Raw genomic sequence first — 17,620 nt, forward strand, 5'->3', positions numbered from 1 at the left:
TCACTTTCAACTTTCTGATTATCTGGACAATAATCAGAAAAGTATTACTCCGTGTGACCGGTTGGATGCACCGCTCACCGCAAAAATCGAGGGGCCCAAGCCCCCATTTGCCAGCAAACGTTGCCAGTGGGCAACGACTTGCCCGCGTTGACCATCAGGAGAAGTCATTGATGAAAAACCGTCTTGCCAGCACGCTGGTTGTCGCCCTATTGGCCGTCGCCGGCACCAGCCTGGCCCAGGCCGCGCAGGTTTCCGGTGCCGTGGGGGCCACCGGCCAGGGCGACATGACCTACCGTCTCGGTATGTCGTTCGACTGGGACAAGAAGTGGCTGCAGAGTGACATCGGTTATGTAACCGGCTATTGGGACGCAGCCTACACCTACTGGGAAGGTGGCGATGCCAGCGGCGCTCACTCGCTGTCGTTCAGCCCGGTGTTCACCTATGAGTTCAGTGGTTTCACCTACACCCCCTACATCGAAGCCGGTATTGGCCTGGCGGCCTTCTCCAAGACCGACGTGGGCGATCAGCGCCTCGGTTCGTCGGTCAACTTCGAAGACCGCATCGGCTTCGGCCTGAAGCTGCCGGGCGAGCAGAAAGTGGGTGTCCGTGCGATTCACTACTCCAATGCCGGCATCAAGCAGCCGAACGACGGGATCGAATCGTACTCGCTGTTCTACAGCAAGGGGTTCTGATGCCGGGGGCCGCAATGCGGCCCCAGCATTCTAGAAGGTGTAGGCAACCCCAGCCTGCACCGTGCGCGGCGCCCCAGGGTACACGTAGGTGTTGAACGCCCCCTCGTCATACCCCTTGTTGAATACGTTCTTCACATCCAGGTTCAACCGCACGTGCTCGTTGACCTTGTAGAAGCTCAGCAGGTCGACCACGCTGTAGCGCTCCATGGTGTAGGTCGTCGCTGCCGTCTGCCCGGCGCGGTCGTCCACGTATTTCACGCCAACCCCCAGCCCCAGCCCCTTGGCCAGCCCGTCCTGGAACTCATAGGTATTGAGCAGGCTGAAGCTGTTGCGCGGGATGTTCGCCAGGCGGGTACCAGTGGGGATGCTGTTGTCCTTGGTCACCTCGGCGTCGACGTATGCATAGCCACCGATCATCCGCCATTCCGGCGTCAGGTTGCCCGCGACGTTGATGTCCAGGCCGCGGCTGCGTACTTCGCCGGCAGCGACGCTGTAGGTGCCACTCGGGTCGTTCGGGTCGCGGGTCAGCACGTTTTCCTTGACGATGTGGTAGATCGCGGCGTCGACGCTGAGCTGGCGGTCGAGTGCCTCCCACTTCACGCCCAGCTCGTAAGACTTGCCTTTTTCCGGGTCGAAGCCGGTGCCTTGCAGGCTGGCGCCGCTGTTGGGCTTGAACGAGCGCGCGGTGTTGGCGTACACGGCGACGGTATCGGTCAGGTCGTAGATCAGGCCGAAGCGGGGCGTGACGCCGTTCTCGCCCTTGTTGAAGTCACCGGCATTGTTGAGCTTGTTGTCGTAGTCATGCTCGAAACGCTCGAAACGTACCCCGGCAAGGGCTTTCAGGCGCTCGGTCAGGGCCACCTGATCCTGGATGAACGCTGCCCAGGTCTTGAGGTTTTCCTTGTCATGGGTGGTGGTGCGGGTCAGGGCAGGGCGCGGCTGGCCCAGCACCGGGTCGAAGATGTCGATCGGGTAGGCGCCGGTCCCTGCAGCCGAACGCTGGATGATCGAGTTGTAGTCGTAATCTTCGTACTCGATGCCGGTCAGCAGCGTGTGGCTGAAGCCGCCGGTGTCAAAGTGGCCGGTAAGGTTGAGCTGGTAGTCGCGGTCGGTCCACTCCAGCTTGCGGTAGTTGAAGTTGCGCCCCAGCGTGCGGCCGTCGGCCTGCAGGCCGTTGGCTTCCACGGCGTTGCCCTTGAGCGAGCCGTCCAGCCATTGCATGCCGCCACCCAAGGCCCAGTTGTCGTTGAGCAGGTGCTCGAAGCGCAGCTGGGCCATGTTGTTGTCGTTGTGCAGCAGGTTGTCGCTGCCTTTTTCCCAGATGTTGGTGTCGCGCGAGGCGCTGCCGAGCTGGCCGGGCAGGCGGGTCAGGCCGCGGTCCAGTGGGTGGTTGTTGCGCATGAAGTCGCCTTCGAAGATGACCTTGGTGGCATCGTTGACCTGCCAGCTGATCACCGGCGCGACGTCATAGCGCTCGCTTTCGACATCGTCACGGAAACTGTCGCCGCCTTCGCCTAGCACATTCAGGCGATAGGCCAGCGAGCCATCGGCGTTCAACGGCCCGCTGGCATCCAGGGTGGCCCGGTGCATGCCCTGGTCATCGAACTGGCTGCCCAGGGTGACCTTGGGCTCGGCCAGCGGCTGCTTGCTGACCACGTTGAAGGTGCCGCCGGGGTCGCCGCGGCCATACAGGCTGGTGGCCGGGCCGCGGATCACTTCCAGGCGTTCGACGGTGTTGGCATCGGGAGCGTTGGGGTAGCCGCGGTTGATCGGGAAGCCGTTGCGGTAGAACTCGCCGGTGGTGAAGCCGCGCACGGTGAAGGTGGTCAGGCCCTGGCCACCGAAGTTGTTGGCGCGGCCAACGCCACCGGCATAGTCCAGGCCATCCTGCAGGCGGGTGGCACCGGTGTCTTCAAGCACATCCTTGGGCACCACGCTGATCGACTGCGGGGTCTCGTGCAGGGCCGTGTCGGTGCGTGTGGCGCTGGCCGAGCGGCTGGCCTTGTAGCCGTCTACCGGGCCATCGGCACGCTCGCTGTCGGCGCTGCTGGTGATGTTCAGGGCCTGGAGTTCGATCTGGGCGCTGTCGCCGAGCGGCTCAGGCTCGGCAAAGGCCAGCGGGGAGAGAGCTTGAAGCACACAAAGCGAAACGAACGTGCGACGCATCGACGGTACGATCCTGGAGTAGGGCGCTGGAGGGGAGTGTGGGAAGCGCCGAGAAAATACTACGAATCATTATCAAATGCATTAATTTTAAGTGGCACTGGTGTACCAGATACCATTTGGTTTGCTGGCCTGGCCTTTTCGCGGGCAAGCCCGCTCCCACAGGCACCGGCAGGCTTCAGGCTGCTGGTATACCTGTGGGAGCGGGCTTGCCCGCGAAAAGGCCGGTTCAGGCAGTGCAGTGCTCAGTGAGCAGCCCTGATCGCCAGTACGTTGCACAACGGATGCTCCAGCACATGGGCCGTGGTGCCACCCAGGAACGTCTGCATCGCATCATGCCGATGGCTGCCCATGACGATCACATCGACCCGGCTGTGGCTGACGAACTGGGCAATCGCCCGGATCGCCGCACCTTCGACAAAATGCCGCCGCTCCAGTGGTATCTGGTGATGGTCGCCCAACCGGTTGAACGCCGCCCGCTGCGCCGTACGCACGCTGCCATCGAACCCCGGCATGGTCACGGTGCCTGCACCGAAGTCGGCGATATGGGTCTTGGCCGCATCGCACACATGCAGCAGGTGCAGTTCGGCGTTGCATTGCAGGGCCAGGGCATGGGCGCTGTAAATCACCTGGTCGTCCAGGTGTTCGCCCGCACCGTGGCAGTTGAGGTCGACCGCCGCCGCAATCTGCCGGGGCAGCGGCAGGCGAATGTCGCTGACCAGGTGCACGGCCACCGGGCTTTCCTTGAGCAATTGCCAGTCCAGCGGCGTGACCAGAAGGCGCTTGAGTACCGGTTCGTGCTGCACGTCCTTGACCAGCAGGTCGCAGCCCAGCCGTTCGATACGCTCGAGCACACTGCCCAGAGGGTCGCGGGTCAGCAGCAGTTCGGTGGACACATCGAGCCCGGCGTTGCCCAGCTGCTCGGCTTCGTCGGCCAGCCACTGGCGATTGTCGCCGAGCAGTCGCTCACGCTCGCGGCCGTCGCTCATCAGGCCGAAGGTGTCGACATCGTCGACGAACACATTGATATCCAGCAGGGCACCACTGGACTCCGCCAGCGCCGCCGCGCGCTGCAGCGCCGGGGTATGGCGCATTTGCGGGCCGAGCATGACCAACAGACGCTTGAACTGGCTCATCGCACACCTCCACGTGTGGCAGCCCCCCGGTTCATGCCATGTCATCTGGTCTGTACAGTCTAGACCCCGTTGCGCCAGGCAAAACCTTTCACGCTTTTTTCACCAAGCACTGGTATCATCGCGCCACTCATTGGGGAGTAGCCTGCCGTCGCGCACTGCGAAGGCGCTCTGGTCAACATATTTGGCAACCTGCCATGGCCAGCGCATCCACCCGGATTGGCGAGACCAACGACCTTCCTGCAGCCAAGCCGGGCCTGCAGGTCGTCTGTCGTTGACTCGTTGCCCGGCTGGAGTCTGATCGTTGAATCCCATTTCCCTCGTCTTTCTCGCCTTCGCCATGTCCACGGACGCCTTCGCGGCCGCCATTGGCAAAGGTTCCAGCCTGCACAAGCCACGCCTGGCCGAGGCCCTGCGCACCGGCCTGATCTTTGGCGTCATCGAAGCCATCACCCCGGTCATCGGCTGGCTGCTTGGCCAGGCGGCCAGTCAGTATGTCGAACAGTGGGACCACTGGATCGCCTTTACCCTGTTGCTGCTGCTCGGCGCGCACATGGTGCACGCCGGCCTGAAGCCGGATGACGAAGTAGAGGAAAAACAGAGCCAGCACTCGTTCTGGATCCTTGCGGTGACAGCCGTTGCCACCAGTATCGATGCCCTGGCAGTGGGCGTCGGTCTGGCCTTCGTCGACGTGAACATCTGGGTGGCGGCCGCGGCGATCGGCCTGGCGACCATGACCATGGTGACCATTGGCACCATGCTCGGGCGTGCGCTGGGTTCGGTGGTGGGCAAGCGCGCCGAGATCGTTGGTGGCATCGTGCTGATGCTGGTCGGCGCAACCATTCTCTACGAGCACCTTACAGCGGTGTAATACGCGGGTTGTCGGGTATGATGCAGCCCCGACATTTCCCACGAGGCCTGCCCCCATGTCCCTGAGCGCTGAACAGATCGGCGAATTCCAAGCCTTTGCCGAACAGCTGGCCGATGCCGCTGCGCTGGCGATCCAGCCGTATTTCCGTGCCAGCCTGGAGGTCGAGGACAAGGGTGGGCGCCTGTACGACCCGGTGACCGTGGCCGACAAGGCGGCCGAGGATGCCATGCGTGAACTGATCCAGGCGCGCTACCCGGAGCATGGCATCCTCGGTGAGGAGGCTGGCGTGGCGGTGGGCAGCAGCCCGCTGACCTGGGTGCTCGACCCGATCGATGGCACCCGTGCCTTCATTACCGGCCTGCCGCTGTGGGGCACGCTGATCGCCCTGAATGACGGCACCCGCCCGGTGGTGGGCGTGATGAACCAGCCGTTCACCGGGGAGCGTTTCGTCGGTACCCCGGCAGGCGCCTGGCGCAGCGGTACACCGCTGAAAACCCGTGCCTGCACCGACCTGGCCGCGGCCACGCTGATGTGCACCACGCCGGACATGTTCGACACCGCCGCGCGCAAGGCGGCATTCGAAACGGTGGCCGGCAAGGCTCGGCTGATGCGCTATGGCGGTGATTGCTACGCCTACTGCATGTTGGCTTCGGGCTTTGTCGACGTGATCGTCGAGGCGAGCCTGCAGCCGTATGACGTGCAGGCGCTGATGCCGATCATCGAAGGGGCGGGCGGGGTGATTACTGCCTGGGATGGTAGCAGCGCGCAAAATGGCGGGTGCGTGGTGGCTTGTGGTGACCCGGCGCTGCATGCGCAGGTGGTGGAGATGCTGCGCCACGCCCTGTAAATGATGGGGCGCCTGAACTGGTCCCTTCGCGGGTAAACCCGCTCCCACAGGAACTGCACTGCCTTCAAGAGCAGTGATATTCCTGTGGGAGCGGGTTTACCCGCGAAGAGGCCAGTTCAGGTTAACACCGCACTTTTTCCGATTTCCGGGCTCTATGCTTGGCCAGGCTGCGCCGATCCTCAGCGCGGCCGCGATTCCGACCCCGGTGCCGATGGTTGCAAGCAATCCCCGATTCTTCCCACGCCTGCTGCTGGCAGGCGCCCTGATTGGCCTGGCCGGCTGCAGCCAGCAGCAAGGCCGTGACATCGTCAGCCAGTTCGGTGACGGCAAGCCCAGCGAGCTGTTCCAGACCAGTGTCGACCGCATGGCCACGCTGGCCATGCGCGATAACTTGCAGAGCCTGTATCTGCTGATGAACAAGCTGTACCTGCGCAACCCCAACCAGTGGAAGATGTCCGGCTACCTGGACGCCGCCACTGCCGAGCGGCAGATCCGCATCGCCATCGAGCAGCGCCAGCCCTTGCCGCAACTGGGCAATCGTCGCGACCTGGCCGCCCTGAGCTATGCCCTGAGCCCGGAGTTTCGCGGCGACCGGGTCGGTGCCTTCATCTACGCCATCGGCAGCATGTTGATCACCGCGCACGGCGGGCGGACCGAGTTCTACATGACCGATACCATCGACCCGCTGTTCGTCAACAACGCGGCGCGCAATATCGAGAAGGCAACCTGGATGCTCAGCCAGCGCCAGGATGCCAACGGGGTGTTGCTGCTGTTCTCCAACGAGATCTCGGAGGAAGGTAGCAATCTGAGCTTCGCCGTGGAGTTCGGCAAGATCGTGGCGCGGCTGGATTTGCTGGCTGAGCTGCTGGATGAGCGATATCGGCGGATTGGGCTGAATTATGCGCAGAGTTTGCTGTTGATGAACTTCCTGCCAGTGCAGTGAACGGGGCTGCTTTGCAGCCCATTCGCCGGCAAGCCAGCTGCCACGGGTCTTGTCGATTGTTTGAGATTGGCGCAGTACCTGTGGATGAGCCAGTGCAGTTGTCAGAGCAGCGCTTGAATGGCGCGCCTGTAGCGTTGCCCAGCGAGGCTCATGCTGTTGTTGTGGCTGGCACCCGGGACCAACAGCAGGGTCTTGGGCTGCTGCGCGGCATCGAACAGTTCCTGGCTGAAGCGGGGTGGCACGAAGCGGTCATCCAGGCCGTGCACCAGCAGCACGGGCAGGCCGACATCCTTGATCTTGTCCAGCGAATCGAACTTCTGGGACATCAACCAGCGCACTGGCAGTGACGTATTGGCAACCGCCGCCGCAGCATCGCCCAGTGAGGTGAAGGTCGACTCCAGGATCAGGCCACGGGCCGGTGCAGTGCTGCCATCCTGCTGTGCCTGGCGGGCCAGTTCGGTGGCCAGCTCGACAGCCACGGCGCCGCCAAGTGAATGGCCGAAAATCAGGCGCTTGCCGGCATCAGGCTGAAACTGCACGAAGCGCTCCCAGGCGATACGCGCATCTTCGTAGACCGTGGCTTCGGACGGCAAGTCGCCGCGGCTCTGGCCGAACCCGCGATAGTCCACGGCCAGCACCGAATAGCCCATGGCATGCAGTTGCTCGATGCGAAACAGCTGGCCGGTGAGATTCCAGCGCACACCGTGCAGATAGAGGATGGCCGGCGCATCGGCGCGTTTGGCGGGCCACCACCAGGCATGCAGGCTTTGCTGGTCGGTGAAGCTGCGCGGGCGCAGGTCCAGTTCCTGCACGTCGCTGGGCAAACCGTGGAACCAGCTGGCCTGGCCAGGTTCGATACGGAACACCAGCTCGCGCTCCTTGTGCTGCAGCACCGCGCAGCCAGCGGGCAGGCCGATGACTATCAGGGTGGCGCACAACCAGGTGAGCCAGCGACGGCGTAGGTGCGTGAGGAGGAGGGTAGGCATGTTGGGTTTTTATCAGATGCGATGGACTTGATGTCAGGAAAATTACCGAGCGGTGCTATGGCTTGGTTGCAAGCTGTTTCTGGAGGTTCTGGGTTGTCAGGTCGGGCCTCTTCTGGGGTGTGGGGGCGGGTTTACCCGCGAAAGGGCACTTGCAGATCGATGATCAGGCGTTGCGCAACTGCTCCAGCAACGGCTGAAACTCCTCCAGCAACCACTCGCGCAAGCGCCGGCAACTGGAGTCGTGCTCCTTTTCCTCGTTGAAGGCGAGGAAATGGAAGGTGTCCTTGAGCACCAGCTCCTGCTCGACCGGCCGTACCAGCAAACCTTGCGCAACCAATGGCGCGATCAGGTGATGCCAGCCCAGCGCCACCCCCTGGTTGTTCAGCGCCAGTTGCACCAGCAGGTTGTAGTCGTTGGCATTGAAAAAGTGTGGCGCGGTGCTGGCGCGGCTCTTCAGGTCGACATCATGCAACGCCAGCCAGACATTCCAGTCGACGTGCTCCGCGACCTGCGAGCGGCCATAGGGGGTCAGGTTGAGCAGCGTGCCGTCGCGCAAGCCCTCCAGCGTGCACAGTTCGGGGTGCGTGGCCAGGTACTGTGGCGTGCACACCGGGTAGATCACGTCATGGTTGAGCGGGTGCGAGCTGTAGCCGGCCTGCACCTTGCCCAGCTTGGTGATGTAGATGTCCGGGCGCACCCCGGGCTCCATCGACAGGAAGTTCTGGGTGGTCACCAGGTTGATGTCGATGTCCGGGTTTTCGTCGAGGAACTTGGGCATGCGCGGCCCCATCCATAACGCGGCAAACGCCGGCGAACAGCACAGGGTGACTACATGGCGGGTGTTGGTGTTGCTGCGGATACGCTCGGCAGCCTGTGAGATGTTGACGAACGACAACTGCACCGCATCGAAGAAGATCGAACCGGCCACGGTCAGCTCCACCGCCCGGCCCACGCGGTTGAACAGCTCGGCGCCGAGGTAGGTTTCCAGCTCGCGAATCTGCCGGCTGACGGCGGCCTGGGTCACGCACAGGGCCTCGGCGGCGCGGGTGAAGTTCTGGTACTTGGCGGCAGCGACGAAGACTTTGACGGCGCGCAGCGACGGCATCTTGATCAGCGTTTGATCGGGTTCGGAGTGTCTGACCATGGTGGCGGGGCGAAGTCCTTCGTATAGCCAGGTGGGTCACTCTAGCCTGTCAACGGCCTGGCGGTAAATGCGCAGGCGCTCTGGCGCCGTGAGCCCAGGCTGATTGATAACTTCAGGTAATGGTTAGCGCCATACAAATGTCGTTGGACCCTGTCCGGGTCAAGGCCTAACGTAAAACCCACGGCGCGGCATTCGCGACAGCGATGTCGAATAATTTTGAAGCAGGACATTCTGCGTGCCGGTTTTGACTCACGTTCGAATTTGAACGGACTGCCAAGCGTACTCGCACTGATCTCTACCCGCCTTATTGAAAGTGCGAAGTTCAAAGATTGGTTAATAAGCATAATAAAGAGGGTCGTATGAGCCATGCCGATGAGATTCTTTCGGTAAAAAATATCTTCAAGGTTTTCGGGCCCAATCCCGACATGGCCATGGAGATGCTCCGCAAGGGCGCCGACAAGAACGAAATCTTCAGCAAGACCGGCCATGTCGTCGGCGTGTTCGATGCAAGCTTTTCCGTCAAGCGTGGCGAGATCTTCGTCATCATGGGCCTGTCCGGTTCGGGCAAGTCGACCATGGTGCGGCTGTTCAACCGCCTGATCGAACCCACCTCCGGCAGCATCCACCTCAACGGCAAGGAAATCACCGGGCTCTCCGACAAAGCCCTGCTCGATGTGCGGCGCAAGGAAATGGGCATGGTGTTCCAGTCCTTCGCCCTGATGCCGCACATGAGCGTGCTGGAAAACACCGCATTCGGCCTGGAAATTGCCGGTGTGGCCGAGGCCGAGCGCCACAGCCGTGCCCGTGAAGCACTGAGCCAGGTCGGCCTGGCCGGCCACGAGCACAGCTACCCGCACCAGCTTTCCGGTGGCATGCAGCAGCGCGTGGGCCTGGCCCGGGCGTTGGCCAACGACCCGACGATCCTGCTGATGGACGAGGCGTTTTCCGCCCTCGACCCGCTGATCCGCAGCGAGATGCAAGGCGAGCTGATGCGCCTGCAGGCTGAGCAGCAGCGCACCATCATCTTCATTTCCCACGATATCGAGGAAGCCATCCGCATCGGCCACCGCATCGCGATCATGGAAGGCGGCCGAGTGGTGCAGATCGGCACCCCGCAGGAGCTGATCAACCAGCCGGCCAACGACTACGTGCGCACCTTCTTCAAGAGCTTCGACAGCTCGCGGGTGCTCAAGGCCGGTGACCTGGCCAGGTTCGACCCGGCCGTGGTGTGCAAGGTCAATGGCAAGGCGCCGAGCTTTCAGGCCGGTGTGCCGTTCGGCTACCTGGTCGACGACCGCGGGCAGTTGCTCGGTGTGGTCGACACCGATGCCAATGGCGCCACCGCCAGTGAACGCTACAGCCTTCACGAGCAGCAGCCGGTGTACACCGACACGCCACTGCATGAGGTGCTGGGCATTGCGGCCGACCTGCCATACCCGGTGCCGGTGCTCGATCGCCAAGGCGCCTTCAAGGGCACCGTGTCGAAGAACGAGCTGCTGCAGACCCTGAGCCGCCACTAAGTACAAGAAGAGGTAAGCCCTCATGTCCGAATTCAGCCTTCTCGACCCGTTCCAGGCGGCCACCATCCCGCTGGGTGACTGGGTTACCGCAACCCTCAACTTCCTCGTGCACAACTTCCGTGAGGTGTTCCGCGCCATTCGCTGGCCGATCGACCAGGTGCTCAACGGCATCGAGTTCACCCTGCAGAGCATTCCACCGACTATCGGCATCCTTCTGTCGTCGCTGCTGGGTTGGCAGTTGGCGGGCAAGCGCATGGCGCTGCTGTGCTTCGTCACCCTGACCTTGCTCGGCCTGATCGGGGTTTGGTCCGAGTCGATGACCACCCTGGCGCTGGTGCTGACCTCGGTGTTCTTCTGCGCGGTGATCGGCATCCCGCTGGGCATCGTCTGCGCCCGCAGCAACCGCCTGGAAAGCATCATCCGGCCTTTGCTTGACGCCATGCAGACGCTGCCGGCGTTCGTCTACCTGGTGCCAGTGGTGATGCTGTTCGGCATCGGTAACGTCCCCGGCGTACTGGTGACCATCGTCTTCGCGCTGCCGCCGCTGGTGCGCCTGACCAACCTTGGCATCCGCCAGGTGCCGGAAGACAAGATCGAAGCCGCCCGCGCCTTCGGCTGCACGCCGCGGCAGATGCTGACCCGCGTGCAGTTGCCGCTGGCCACCTCGACCATCATGGCCGGCCTCAACCAGACCCTGATGCTGTCGCTGTCGATGGTGGTGATCGCCTCGATGATCTCGGTGGGTGGCCTGGGCCAGATGGTGCTGCGCGGCATCGGCCGACTGGACATGGGCCTGGCGACCGTCGGCGGCGTCGGCCTGGTGTTGCTGGCGATCTTCCTCGACCGCCTGACCCAGGCCATGGGCGCGCGCACCAGCGCCGACCCGAGCCTGCGCTGGTACCACACCGGCCCCGTAGGCGTGGTGCTGCGCCTGTGCGGTGCGGCGCAACCGCAAGGGCGGCGCAAGACTGCCTGAGTTTTACCCTGGATATATTCGATCTGCCGCACTTGAAGATAAAAATCAGAAGAAGGTAAGCGACGATGCACGAATCCAAGTTCTCCCGCAGCATTCTCAAATGCGCCACGGCGCTGACGCTGGTAGCCGCCGCGCTGTGCGCCCACGCTTCGGCCGACAAGCCGGGAGAAGGGGTCAAGGTGACCCCGATCTTCCCCTCCATCGCCGAAGAGCGTTTCCGTGGCGAAGTCGCCATGGAAGGCCTGCGCGAACTGGGCTACAACGTGCAGGAGCCGAAGGAGACCGAGTACGGCGTGATGATGGTGGCCCTGGCCAACGGCGACGCCGACTTCACCGTGCACCTGTGGGAAAAGCTCCACGACAAGTTCTACCAGCAGGCCGGTGGTGACGATGTGATGGTCAAGACCGGCAACATCCTGCCGGGCGTCGCCCAGGGCTACCTGATCGACAAGAAGACCGCCGACCAATACCACATCAAGTACATCACTGACCTGAAGAAACCCGAGATCGCCAAGCTGTTCGACACCGACGGCGACGGCAAGGCCGACATGACCGGCTGCAACCCGGGCTGGGGCTGCGAGCTGGTGATCGCCCACCACATGAAGGCCTATGACCTGGGCAAGAGCGTCACCGTCAACCAGGGCTCGTACTTCGCGCTGATGGCCGACACCATCACCCGCTACAAGGAAGGCAAGCCGATCTTGTACTTCACCTGGGTGCCGCAGTGGATCGCCAGCGTGCTGGTGGAGGGCAAGGACGTGGTCTGGCTGGAAGTGCCGAAAACCGACCTGCCGGACGGCAACAATGACGTCGACACGATGTACCACGGCAAGAACCTCGGCTTTGCCATCGACAAGGTGGTGGCGGTGCTGAACAAGGACTTCGCCAAGAAGAACCCGGCTGCGGAGAAGTTCCTGTCACTGGTGCAGATCAGCACCGATGACGAGAGCAACCAGAACCTGAAGATGCAGAAGGGCGAGAAGAAGCCTGCCGACATCACCCGCCATGCCAAGGAATGGGTCGCTGCGCACCGTCAGCAGTTTGATGAATGGCTGCAAGCCTCGCGTGCTGCTGCTACCCAGGCCAGCAAGTAATCCTCTAATAGCGGAGTTGGCCATTCGCGGGTAAACCCGCTCCCACAGGTGACGGCGTGAGTTCCAGGCTTGCGCGTTCCCTGTGGGGGCGGGTTTACCCGCGAAGAAGCCACCGCGATTTCCCGCCGTTGAGTCATCGCCATGAGCCATTTCGAAAGCATCCTCAAGAACACCAACCTGGCCCACCTCGACCCCGCTGGCCGCACCACCCTGGGCCTGCCGTGTCGTCGCGTGGCCTTCGTCCTGCGCGAGCACTTCTCGATGATGGCCTTCACCGCCGCCATGGACTCCCTGGTCACCGCCAACCTGATGAGCGCCACGCCGCTGTTCGACATCCAGGTCGTGGGCGAGGGTACGCAGGTGATGAGTGACCTCGGTATCGCGCTGCCGGTCAATACTGCGCTGGCCGAGCTGGATGTGCACGGGCTCGACTGCCTGCTGGTGTGCGGTGGGTTCCGCGTGCGCCTGGAGGCCTCGGCGCTGCTGCGCGGCAAGTTGCGCCAGGCCGACCACCTGGGCTGCCAGCTCGGCGGTTTGTGGAATGGCGCCTACTTCCTGGCTGAAGCCGGGCTGCTCAACGACCATGACTGCGCCTTCCACCCGGATGGCCGGGCGATGATGAGCGAGTTGTTCCCCAAGGTGCGCGTCAGCCGCCAGGCCCACATGCTGGACAGCCGGCGGATGAGCTGCGCAGGGGCCAGCAGTGCGCTGGACATGATGCTGGCGCTGCTCGAGTTCAAAGGCGGAGAAGCGCTGCGCCGGGCTGTGGAGCAGATGTTGGCGTGTGACCGTTCGCGGGTGCTGAGCGATGTGCCAGCGAGCGCGCCGGAAGTCGACCCGAGCCTGCCGCGTGGGGTGCGGCTGGCGCTGGAGCTGATGCATGCGAATATTGAAGACCCGATCAGCATTGATGAAATCGCCGAGCATGCCGGGTTGTCGCGCCGCCACCTTGAGCGCTTGTTCCGCCGCCATGTGCAGGCCACGCCGCCACGTTATTACCTGGAGTTGCGCCTGACCCATGCGCGGCAGTTGTTGCAGCACACCAGCAAGTCACTGACCGAGGTGGCGGTGGCCAGCGGGTTTGTCAGTTTTCCGCACTTCTATCGGCGTTTTCGCGAGCTGTTTGCCATCGCACCGCGCCAGTTCCGGGCGCGCAGCCAGGGCTGGGCGGGGCGGCAGGAAGTGGCTGTGCACTGATTGCAGCTGGAATGTCGCTTCGTTTTTGTGGGAGCGGCCTTGTGTCGCGAAAGGGCTGCAGAGCAGCCTCAAAAATTCGGAAGCAAGGCTGAAATCCTGGGGCTGCTCCGCAGCCCTTTCGCGACGCAAGGCCGCTCCCACAGGTTTAGCGCAATGTTCGATTATCGCGCACTTCTGATCTGCCCACTGTCCGCTATCCGCCCACCCAATCCGAACATCTCATTGCCCAACCCCCGCCTTTTTGCTTAGTGTTCACGTATACGCCAGTGGTCAGCTGCCCCCAGATACCTGACTATGGCTCGATAGAATGACCGTGAACGACCGCAACCACAGGCCTGCAGGGCCAGTAGGGCGCGGCGACCAGAACAATAACGATACCGAGTGCCTTGCCTATGGAAAGCCGCCTGCTGAGCGAGCGCAGTAGCGTGTTCCATCACGCCGACCCTTATGCGGTGTCCGACTACGTCAACCAGCACGTCGGCCAGCACTGCATCGGCCTGGCGCGCACCACCCACCCGCAGGCCAGCCTCAGCCACCGCAAGTTCGCCGAACTCGACCTGTGCCGCATCAGCTACGGCGGCAGCGTGCGGGTCACCTCACCGGCGCTGGAATCCATCTACCACCTGCAAGTCCTGCTCAACGGCAACTGCCTGTGGCGCGGGCACCAGCGCGAGCACCACCTGGTGCCGGGCGAGCTGTTGCTGATCAACCCGGACGATCCGGTCGACCTGACCTATTCCGAAGACTGCGAGAAATTCATCCTCAAGGTGCCGACCCGGCTGCTCGACACCATCTGCGACGAGCAGCGCTGGCAACGGCCGGATGGCGGCGTGCGGTTCTTGCGCAATCACTACCGGCTGGAAGAGCTCGATGGCTTCGTCAACCTGCTGGCCATGGTTTGCCATGAGGCCGAGGTCAGTGATTCGCTGCCGCGGGTGCAGGGGCACTACAGCCAGATCGTCGCCAGCAAGCTGATGACCCTGATGAGTACCAATATCCGACGGGAGAGCCTGGGTACGCCCGGGGCGAGCCTGGAGCGGATCCTCGACTACATCGAGCGCAACCTCAAACTGGAGCTGCCAGCCGAGGTGCTGGCTGAGCAGGCTTGCATGAGCTTGCGTTCGTTGTATGCGCTGTTCGACCGGCAGCTGGGCACAACGCCGAAACAGTACGTGCGCCAGCGCAAGCTGGAGCGGGTGCATGCGTGCCTGAGTGATGCCAGCTGCGCGGTGCGCAGCGTGACCGAACTGGCCATGGATTACGGCTTCCTGCACCTCGGGCGGTTCTCCGAGGTGTATCGCCAGCGGTTTGGCGAGCTGCCTTCGGAAACCTTCAGGCAGCGCCACTAGCGCTGACGCACCCTTGTAGGAGCGGCCTTGTGTCGCGAAAGGGCCGCGTAGCGGCCCCAGGATCTCAGCGTCACGGCGGAGATTGCCGGGGCCGCTGCGCGGCCCTTTCGCGACACAAGGCCGCTCCTACAGGGTTACAAGGGATAGTGCTTGAGTTCGCGTGCAATCAGCATGCGCTGGATCTCGCTCGACCCCTCGTAGATTTGCGTGATACGCGCATCGCGGTAGTAACGCTCGACCGGGTAATCCTCCAGATAGCCATAACCGCCGTGCACCTGAATCGCCATCGAGCAGACCCGCTCGGCCATTTCCGAAGCGAACAGCTTGGCCTGGGACGCTTCCGACAAGCACGGCTTGCCGGCACTGCGCAACCGCGCGGCGTGCAGGATCAACAAGCGCGCTGCGTTCACCTGCACCTGCATGTCCGCCAGCAGGTTGGCGATACTCTGGTGCTCGTTGATCGGCTTGCCGAACTGGATGCGATCCCGCGAATACACCAGCGCCGCCTCGAACGCGGCGCGGGCGATGCCCAAGGCTTGGGCGGCGATGCCGATGCGCCCGCCTTCAAGGTTGGACAGGGCAATCGCCAGGCCCTTGCCGCGCTCACCGAGGATATTGGCTGCCGGGATACGGCAGTTGTCGAAGGTCACCGCGCAGGTATCGGAGGCGCGGATACCCATCTTGTGTTCGCTGCGGTCGACCTTGAAGCCTGGGTTGTCGGTGGGCACCAGGAACGCTGACAGGCCTTTCTTGCCCAGCTCCGGGTCGGTGACGGCGAAGACGATGGCCAAGCCGGCGCGGCGGGCGTTACTGACGAACTGCTTGGCCCCGTTGATCACCCATTCGCCATTGACCAGCTCGGCGCGGGTGCGCAGGTTGTGCGCTTCCGAGCCTGCCTGGGGCTCAGTCAGGCAGAAGCAGCCGATCACCTCGCCAGTGGCCAGGCGCGGCAGCCAGGCCTGCTGCTGTTCAGCGGTGCCGTAGGCGAGCAGGGGGCCGCAGCCCACCGAGTTGTGGATGCTCATCATCGCGCCGGTGGCGCCGCAACCGGCGGCGATTTCCTCGACCGCCAGGGCGTAGGCCACGTAGTCGGTATAGCTGCCGCCAAACGCCTCGGGCACGACCATGCCGAGCAGGCCGAGCTCGCCCATCTTGCGCACCACGCCATCGTCGATCCAGCCGGCTTTTTCCCAGGCCTGCGCATGCGGGGCGATCTCGCCGCGGGCGAAGTCCCGGGCCATGTCGCGGATCATGATCTGCTCTTCGCTCAGTTCCAGGTCTTGCATCTGTGTACTCCCGGGCTCACAGGCCTTCGAAGAATTGGTCGACCCGCTGGCGCGACAGCCCGGCCAGGGTTGGCGGGTTCCAGCGCGGCTGCTTGTCCTTGTCGATGATCAGGGCGCGTACGCCCTCGATGATGTCGCCGTACTGGAACCACTGGCGGTCGATGTGCAGCTCCATGGCGAAGCAGTCTTCCAGCGTCAGGTGACGGCCGCGGCGCAGCATCTCCAGGGTAACCGCCATGGCCAGTGGCGAGCGGCTTTCCAGCTGGTCGGCGGTGGCTACCGCCCACGGATGGCTGTCGCCGATGCTGACGGCGCGCAATTGCTCGATGATCGCCCCAAGGTCGGGCTGGGCGAAGAAGTGGTCGATGACCGGGCGCAGTTTTTCCAGTGGTGCGTCGTCCAGCACCTGGCTGCCAAGCTTGGCCAGCAGGTTCTGCAGGTCCTTGAGCGGATGTTCGCCGAAGCGCAGCTGGTCGAGGCCTTCATCAAGGGCAGCGAGCTTGTCGCTTGGCAGGTACCAGTCGGCCAGCCCGCAGTACAGGGCGTCGGCGGCCTGGATCTGGGTGCCGCTGACGCCCAGGTAGGTGCCCAGTTCGCCCGGGATGCGCGACAGGAAATAGCTACCGCCGACGTCCGGGAAGTAGCCGATGCCGACCTCGGGCATGCCCAGGCGGCTGCGTTCGGTGACGATGCGCAGGTCGCAGCCCTGGGCCAGGCCCATGCCGCCGCCGAGGGTGAAACCGTCCATCAGCACCAGCACCGGCTTGCGGTAGCGGTGGATGACCAGGTCCAGGGCATATTCCTCGACGAAGAAGTCTTCGTGCAGGGTTTCGCCGGCCTTGTAACTGTCGTGCAGCGAGCGGATATCGCCACCGGCGCAGAAGCCCTTGGGGCCTTCGCCGCGCAGCACTACGGCCTGTACCTGCGGGTCTTCGGCCCATTGGTCGAAGTGTTGGCGCAGGTTGCGCACCATGTCCAGGGTCAGGGCGTTGAGGCCTGTAGGGCGGTTGAGGGTGAGGTGGCCAATCTGGTTGCGGACCTCGGCCAGTACATGAGCCGTTGCCGAGGTATGAGCGTGCGCGGTCATCGCGTTCTCCCTGCTTTGTTATTGATTTTCCAAGTGAAGTCTGGAGTGCGCTGGAGGATCGCTGGATCCTGGCATGCGAATTTGCCTTGCACAATCGACAATTCTGCAGGGGCATCGTGCGTTTTTGCCTTGAGCCTTTCAGCGCTTGTGAAATCGAGCGCCGCCCGCGCGGCGCATCGCGGATAAATCCGCTCCTACATTTGTTGCAACGTACTGAACATATTACGCCATGGTCGCCAGCCCTGGCGCATGACTTGACCCTTACATACTGCTGACAACCATGGCTACACAGGCATGGCCACGTTGCAACAGATGTAGGAGCGGATTTATCC

15 protein-coding genes are annotated in these 17,620 nt (G+C 63.2%); 9 read left to right on the top strand and 6 right to left on the bottom strand.

Annotation, left to right across the window (positions count from 1 at the left end; all coding sequences use genetic code 11):
- The first annotated feature begins 170 nt into the window (after nucleotides 1-170).
- Nucleotides 171-692 carry an acyloxyacyl hydrolase gene (locus tag BUQ73_RS11360; protein ID WP_079228015.1) on the top strand — a complete coding sequence of 174 codons (522 nt, stop codon included), beginning with the start codon at nucleotides 171-173 and terminating at the stop codon, nucleotides 690-692.
- Nucleotides 693-722: 30 nt separating this feature from the next.
- Here the strand turns inward: BUQ73_RS11360 and BUQ73_RS11365 are convergent, their stop codons facing one another.
- Nucleotides 723-2,858, bottom strand: a complete 2,136-nt coding sequence (locus tag BUQ73_RS11365; RefSeq protein WP_079228016.1) for a TonB-dependent siderophore receptor — start codon at nucleotides 2,856-2,858, stop codon at nucleotides 723-725.
- Nucleotides 2,859-3,100: 242 nt separating this feature from the next.
- A complete protein-coding gene (locus tag BUQ73_RS11370) occupies nucleotides 3,101-3,991 on the bottom strand; it encodes a universal stress protein (RefSeq protein WP_079228017.1) in 891 nt (296 codons plus the stop codon).
- Nucleotides 3,992-4,292: 301 nt separating this feature from the next.
- Between BUQ73_RS11370 and mntP the strand changes: the two genes are divergently transcribed.
- From mntP to BUQ73_RS11385, 3 genes are all read left to right on the top strand, one after another.
- Complete coding sequence (mntP, locus tag BUQ73_RS11375; protein WP_079228018.1) at nucleotides 4,293-4,859, top strand: manganese efflux pump MntP; 567 nt, start codon at nucleotides 4,293-4,295, stop codon at nucleotides 4,857-4,859.
- Nucleotides 4,860-4,914: 55 nt separating this feature from the next.
- The gene (hisN, locus tag BUQ73_RS11380) at nucleotides 4,915-5,706 is read left to right on the top strand and encodes a histidinol-phosphatase (RefSeq protein WP_079228019.1); all 792 of its coding nucleotides are present in this window, start codon (nucleotides 4,915-4,917) and stop codon (nucleotides 5,704-5,706) included.
- Nucleotides 5,707-5,917: 211 nt separating this feature from the next.
- On the top strand, nucleotides 5,918-6,649 hold the full coding sequence (locus BUQ73_RS11385; protein ID WP_079230537.1) for a hypothetical protein: 732 nt from the start codon (nucleotides 5,918-5,920) through the stop codon (nucleotides 6,647-6,649).
- Between the two features lie 101 nt (nucleotides 6,650-6,750).
- Here the strand turns inward: BUQ73_RS11385 and BUQ73_RS11390 are convergent, their stop codons facing one another.
- Both BUQ73_RS11390 and BUQ73_RS11395 read right to left on the bottom strand, forming a co-directional pair.
- Nucleotides 6,751-7,635 carry an alpha/beta hydrolase gene (locus BUQ73_RS11390; RefSeq protein ID WP_079228020.1) on the bottom strand — a complete coding sequence of 295 codons (885 nt, stop codon included), beginning with the start codon at nucleotides 7,633-7,635 and terminating at the stop codon, nucleotides 6,751-6,753.
- A 163-nt stretch (nucleotides 7,636-7,798) separates the two neighbouring features.
- Nucleotides 7,799-8,779, bottom strand: a complete 981-nt coding sequence (locus tag BUQ73_RS11395) for a LysR family transcriptional regulator (protein ID WP_079228021.1) — start codon at nucleotides 8,777-8,779, stop codon at nucleotides 7,799-7,801.
- 359 nt (nucleotides 8,780-9,138) lie between these two features.
- Between BUQ73_RS11395 and BUQ73_RS11400 the strand changes: the two genes are divergently transcribed.
- The 5 genes from BUQ73_RS11400 to BUQ73_RS11420 all read left to right on the top strand — a co-directional run bounded on the left by BUQ73_RS11400 (nucleotide 9,139) and on the right by BUQ73_RS11420 (nucleotide 14,915).
- Nucleotides 9,139-10,299, top strand: coding sequence for a quaternary amine ABC transporter ATP-binding protein (locus tag BUQ73_RS11400; RefSeq protein ID WP_079228022.1), 1,161 nt, complete (start codon nucleotides 9,139-9,141; stop codon nucleotides 10,297-10,299).
- 22 nt (nucleotides 10,300-10,321) lie between these two features.
- A complete protein-coding gene (gene proW, locus BUQ73_RS11405) occupies nucleotides 10,322-11,275 on the top strand; it encodes a glycine betaine/L-proline ABC transporter permease ProW (protein ID WP_079228023.1) in 954 nt (317 codons plus the stop codon).
- 65 nt (nucleotides 11,276-11,340) lie between these two features.
- Nucleotides 11,341-12,369, top strand: a complete 1,029-nt coding sequence (gene proX, locus BUQ73_RS11410; RefSeq protein WP_079228024.1) for a glycine betaine/L-proline ABC transporter substrate-binding protein ProX — start codon at nucleotides 11,341-11,343, stop codon at nucleotides 12,367-12,369.
- A 141-nt stretch (nucleotides 12,370-12,510) separates the two neighbouring features.
- Entirely contained in the window at nucleotides 12,511-13,566 is a 1,056-nt protein-coding gene (locus BUQ73_RS11415) for a GlxA family transcriptional regulator (RefSeq protein ID WP_079228025.1), read from the top strand.
- 392 nt (nucleotides 13,567-13,958) lie between these two features.
- Complete coding sequence (locus BUQ73_RS11420) at nucleotides 13,959-14,915, top strand: AraC family transcriptional regulator (protein ID WP_079228026.1); 957 nt, start codon at nucleotides 13,959-13,961, stop codon at nucleotides 14,913-14,915.
- Nucleotides 14,916-15,049: 134 nt separating this feature from the next.
- Here BUQ73_RS11420 and BUQ73_RS11425 read toward each other — a convergent pair whose 3' ends face one another.
- The gene (locus tag BUQ73_RS11425) at nucleotides 15,050-16,201 is read right to left on the bottom strand and encodes an acyl-CoA dehydrogenase family protein (protein WP_079228027.1); all 1,152 of its coding nucleotides are present in this window, start codon (nucleotides 16,199-16,201) and stop codon (nucleotides 15,050-15,052) included.
- A gap of 16 nt (nucleotides 16,202-16,217) precedes the next feature.
- Nucleotides 16,218-17,288 (bottom strand): enoyl-CoA hydratase/isomerase family protein, encoded by a 1,071-nt coding sequence (locus BUQ73_RS11430; protein WP_079228028.1) that lies wholly within the window; start codon nucleotides 17,286-17,288, stop codon nucleotides 16,218-16,220.
- Nucleotides 17,289-17,620 lie beyond the last annotated feature (332 nt).

The organism is Pseudomonas putida (assembly GCF_002025705.1).
In the GTDB taxonomy this organism is placed as follows: Bacteria; Pseudomonadota; Gammaproteobacteria; order Pseudomonadales; family Pseudomonadaceae; genus Aquipseudomonas; species Aquipseudomonas putida_J.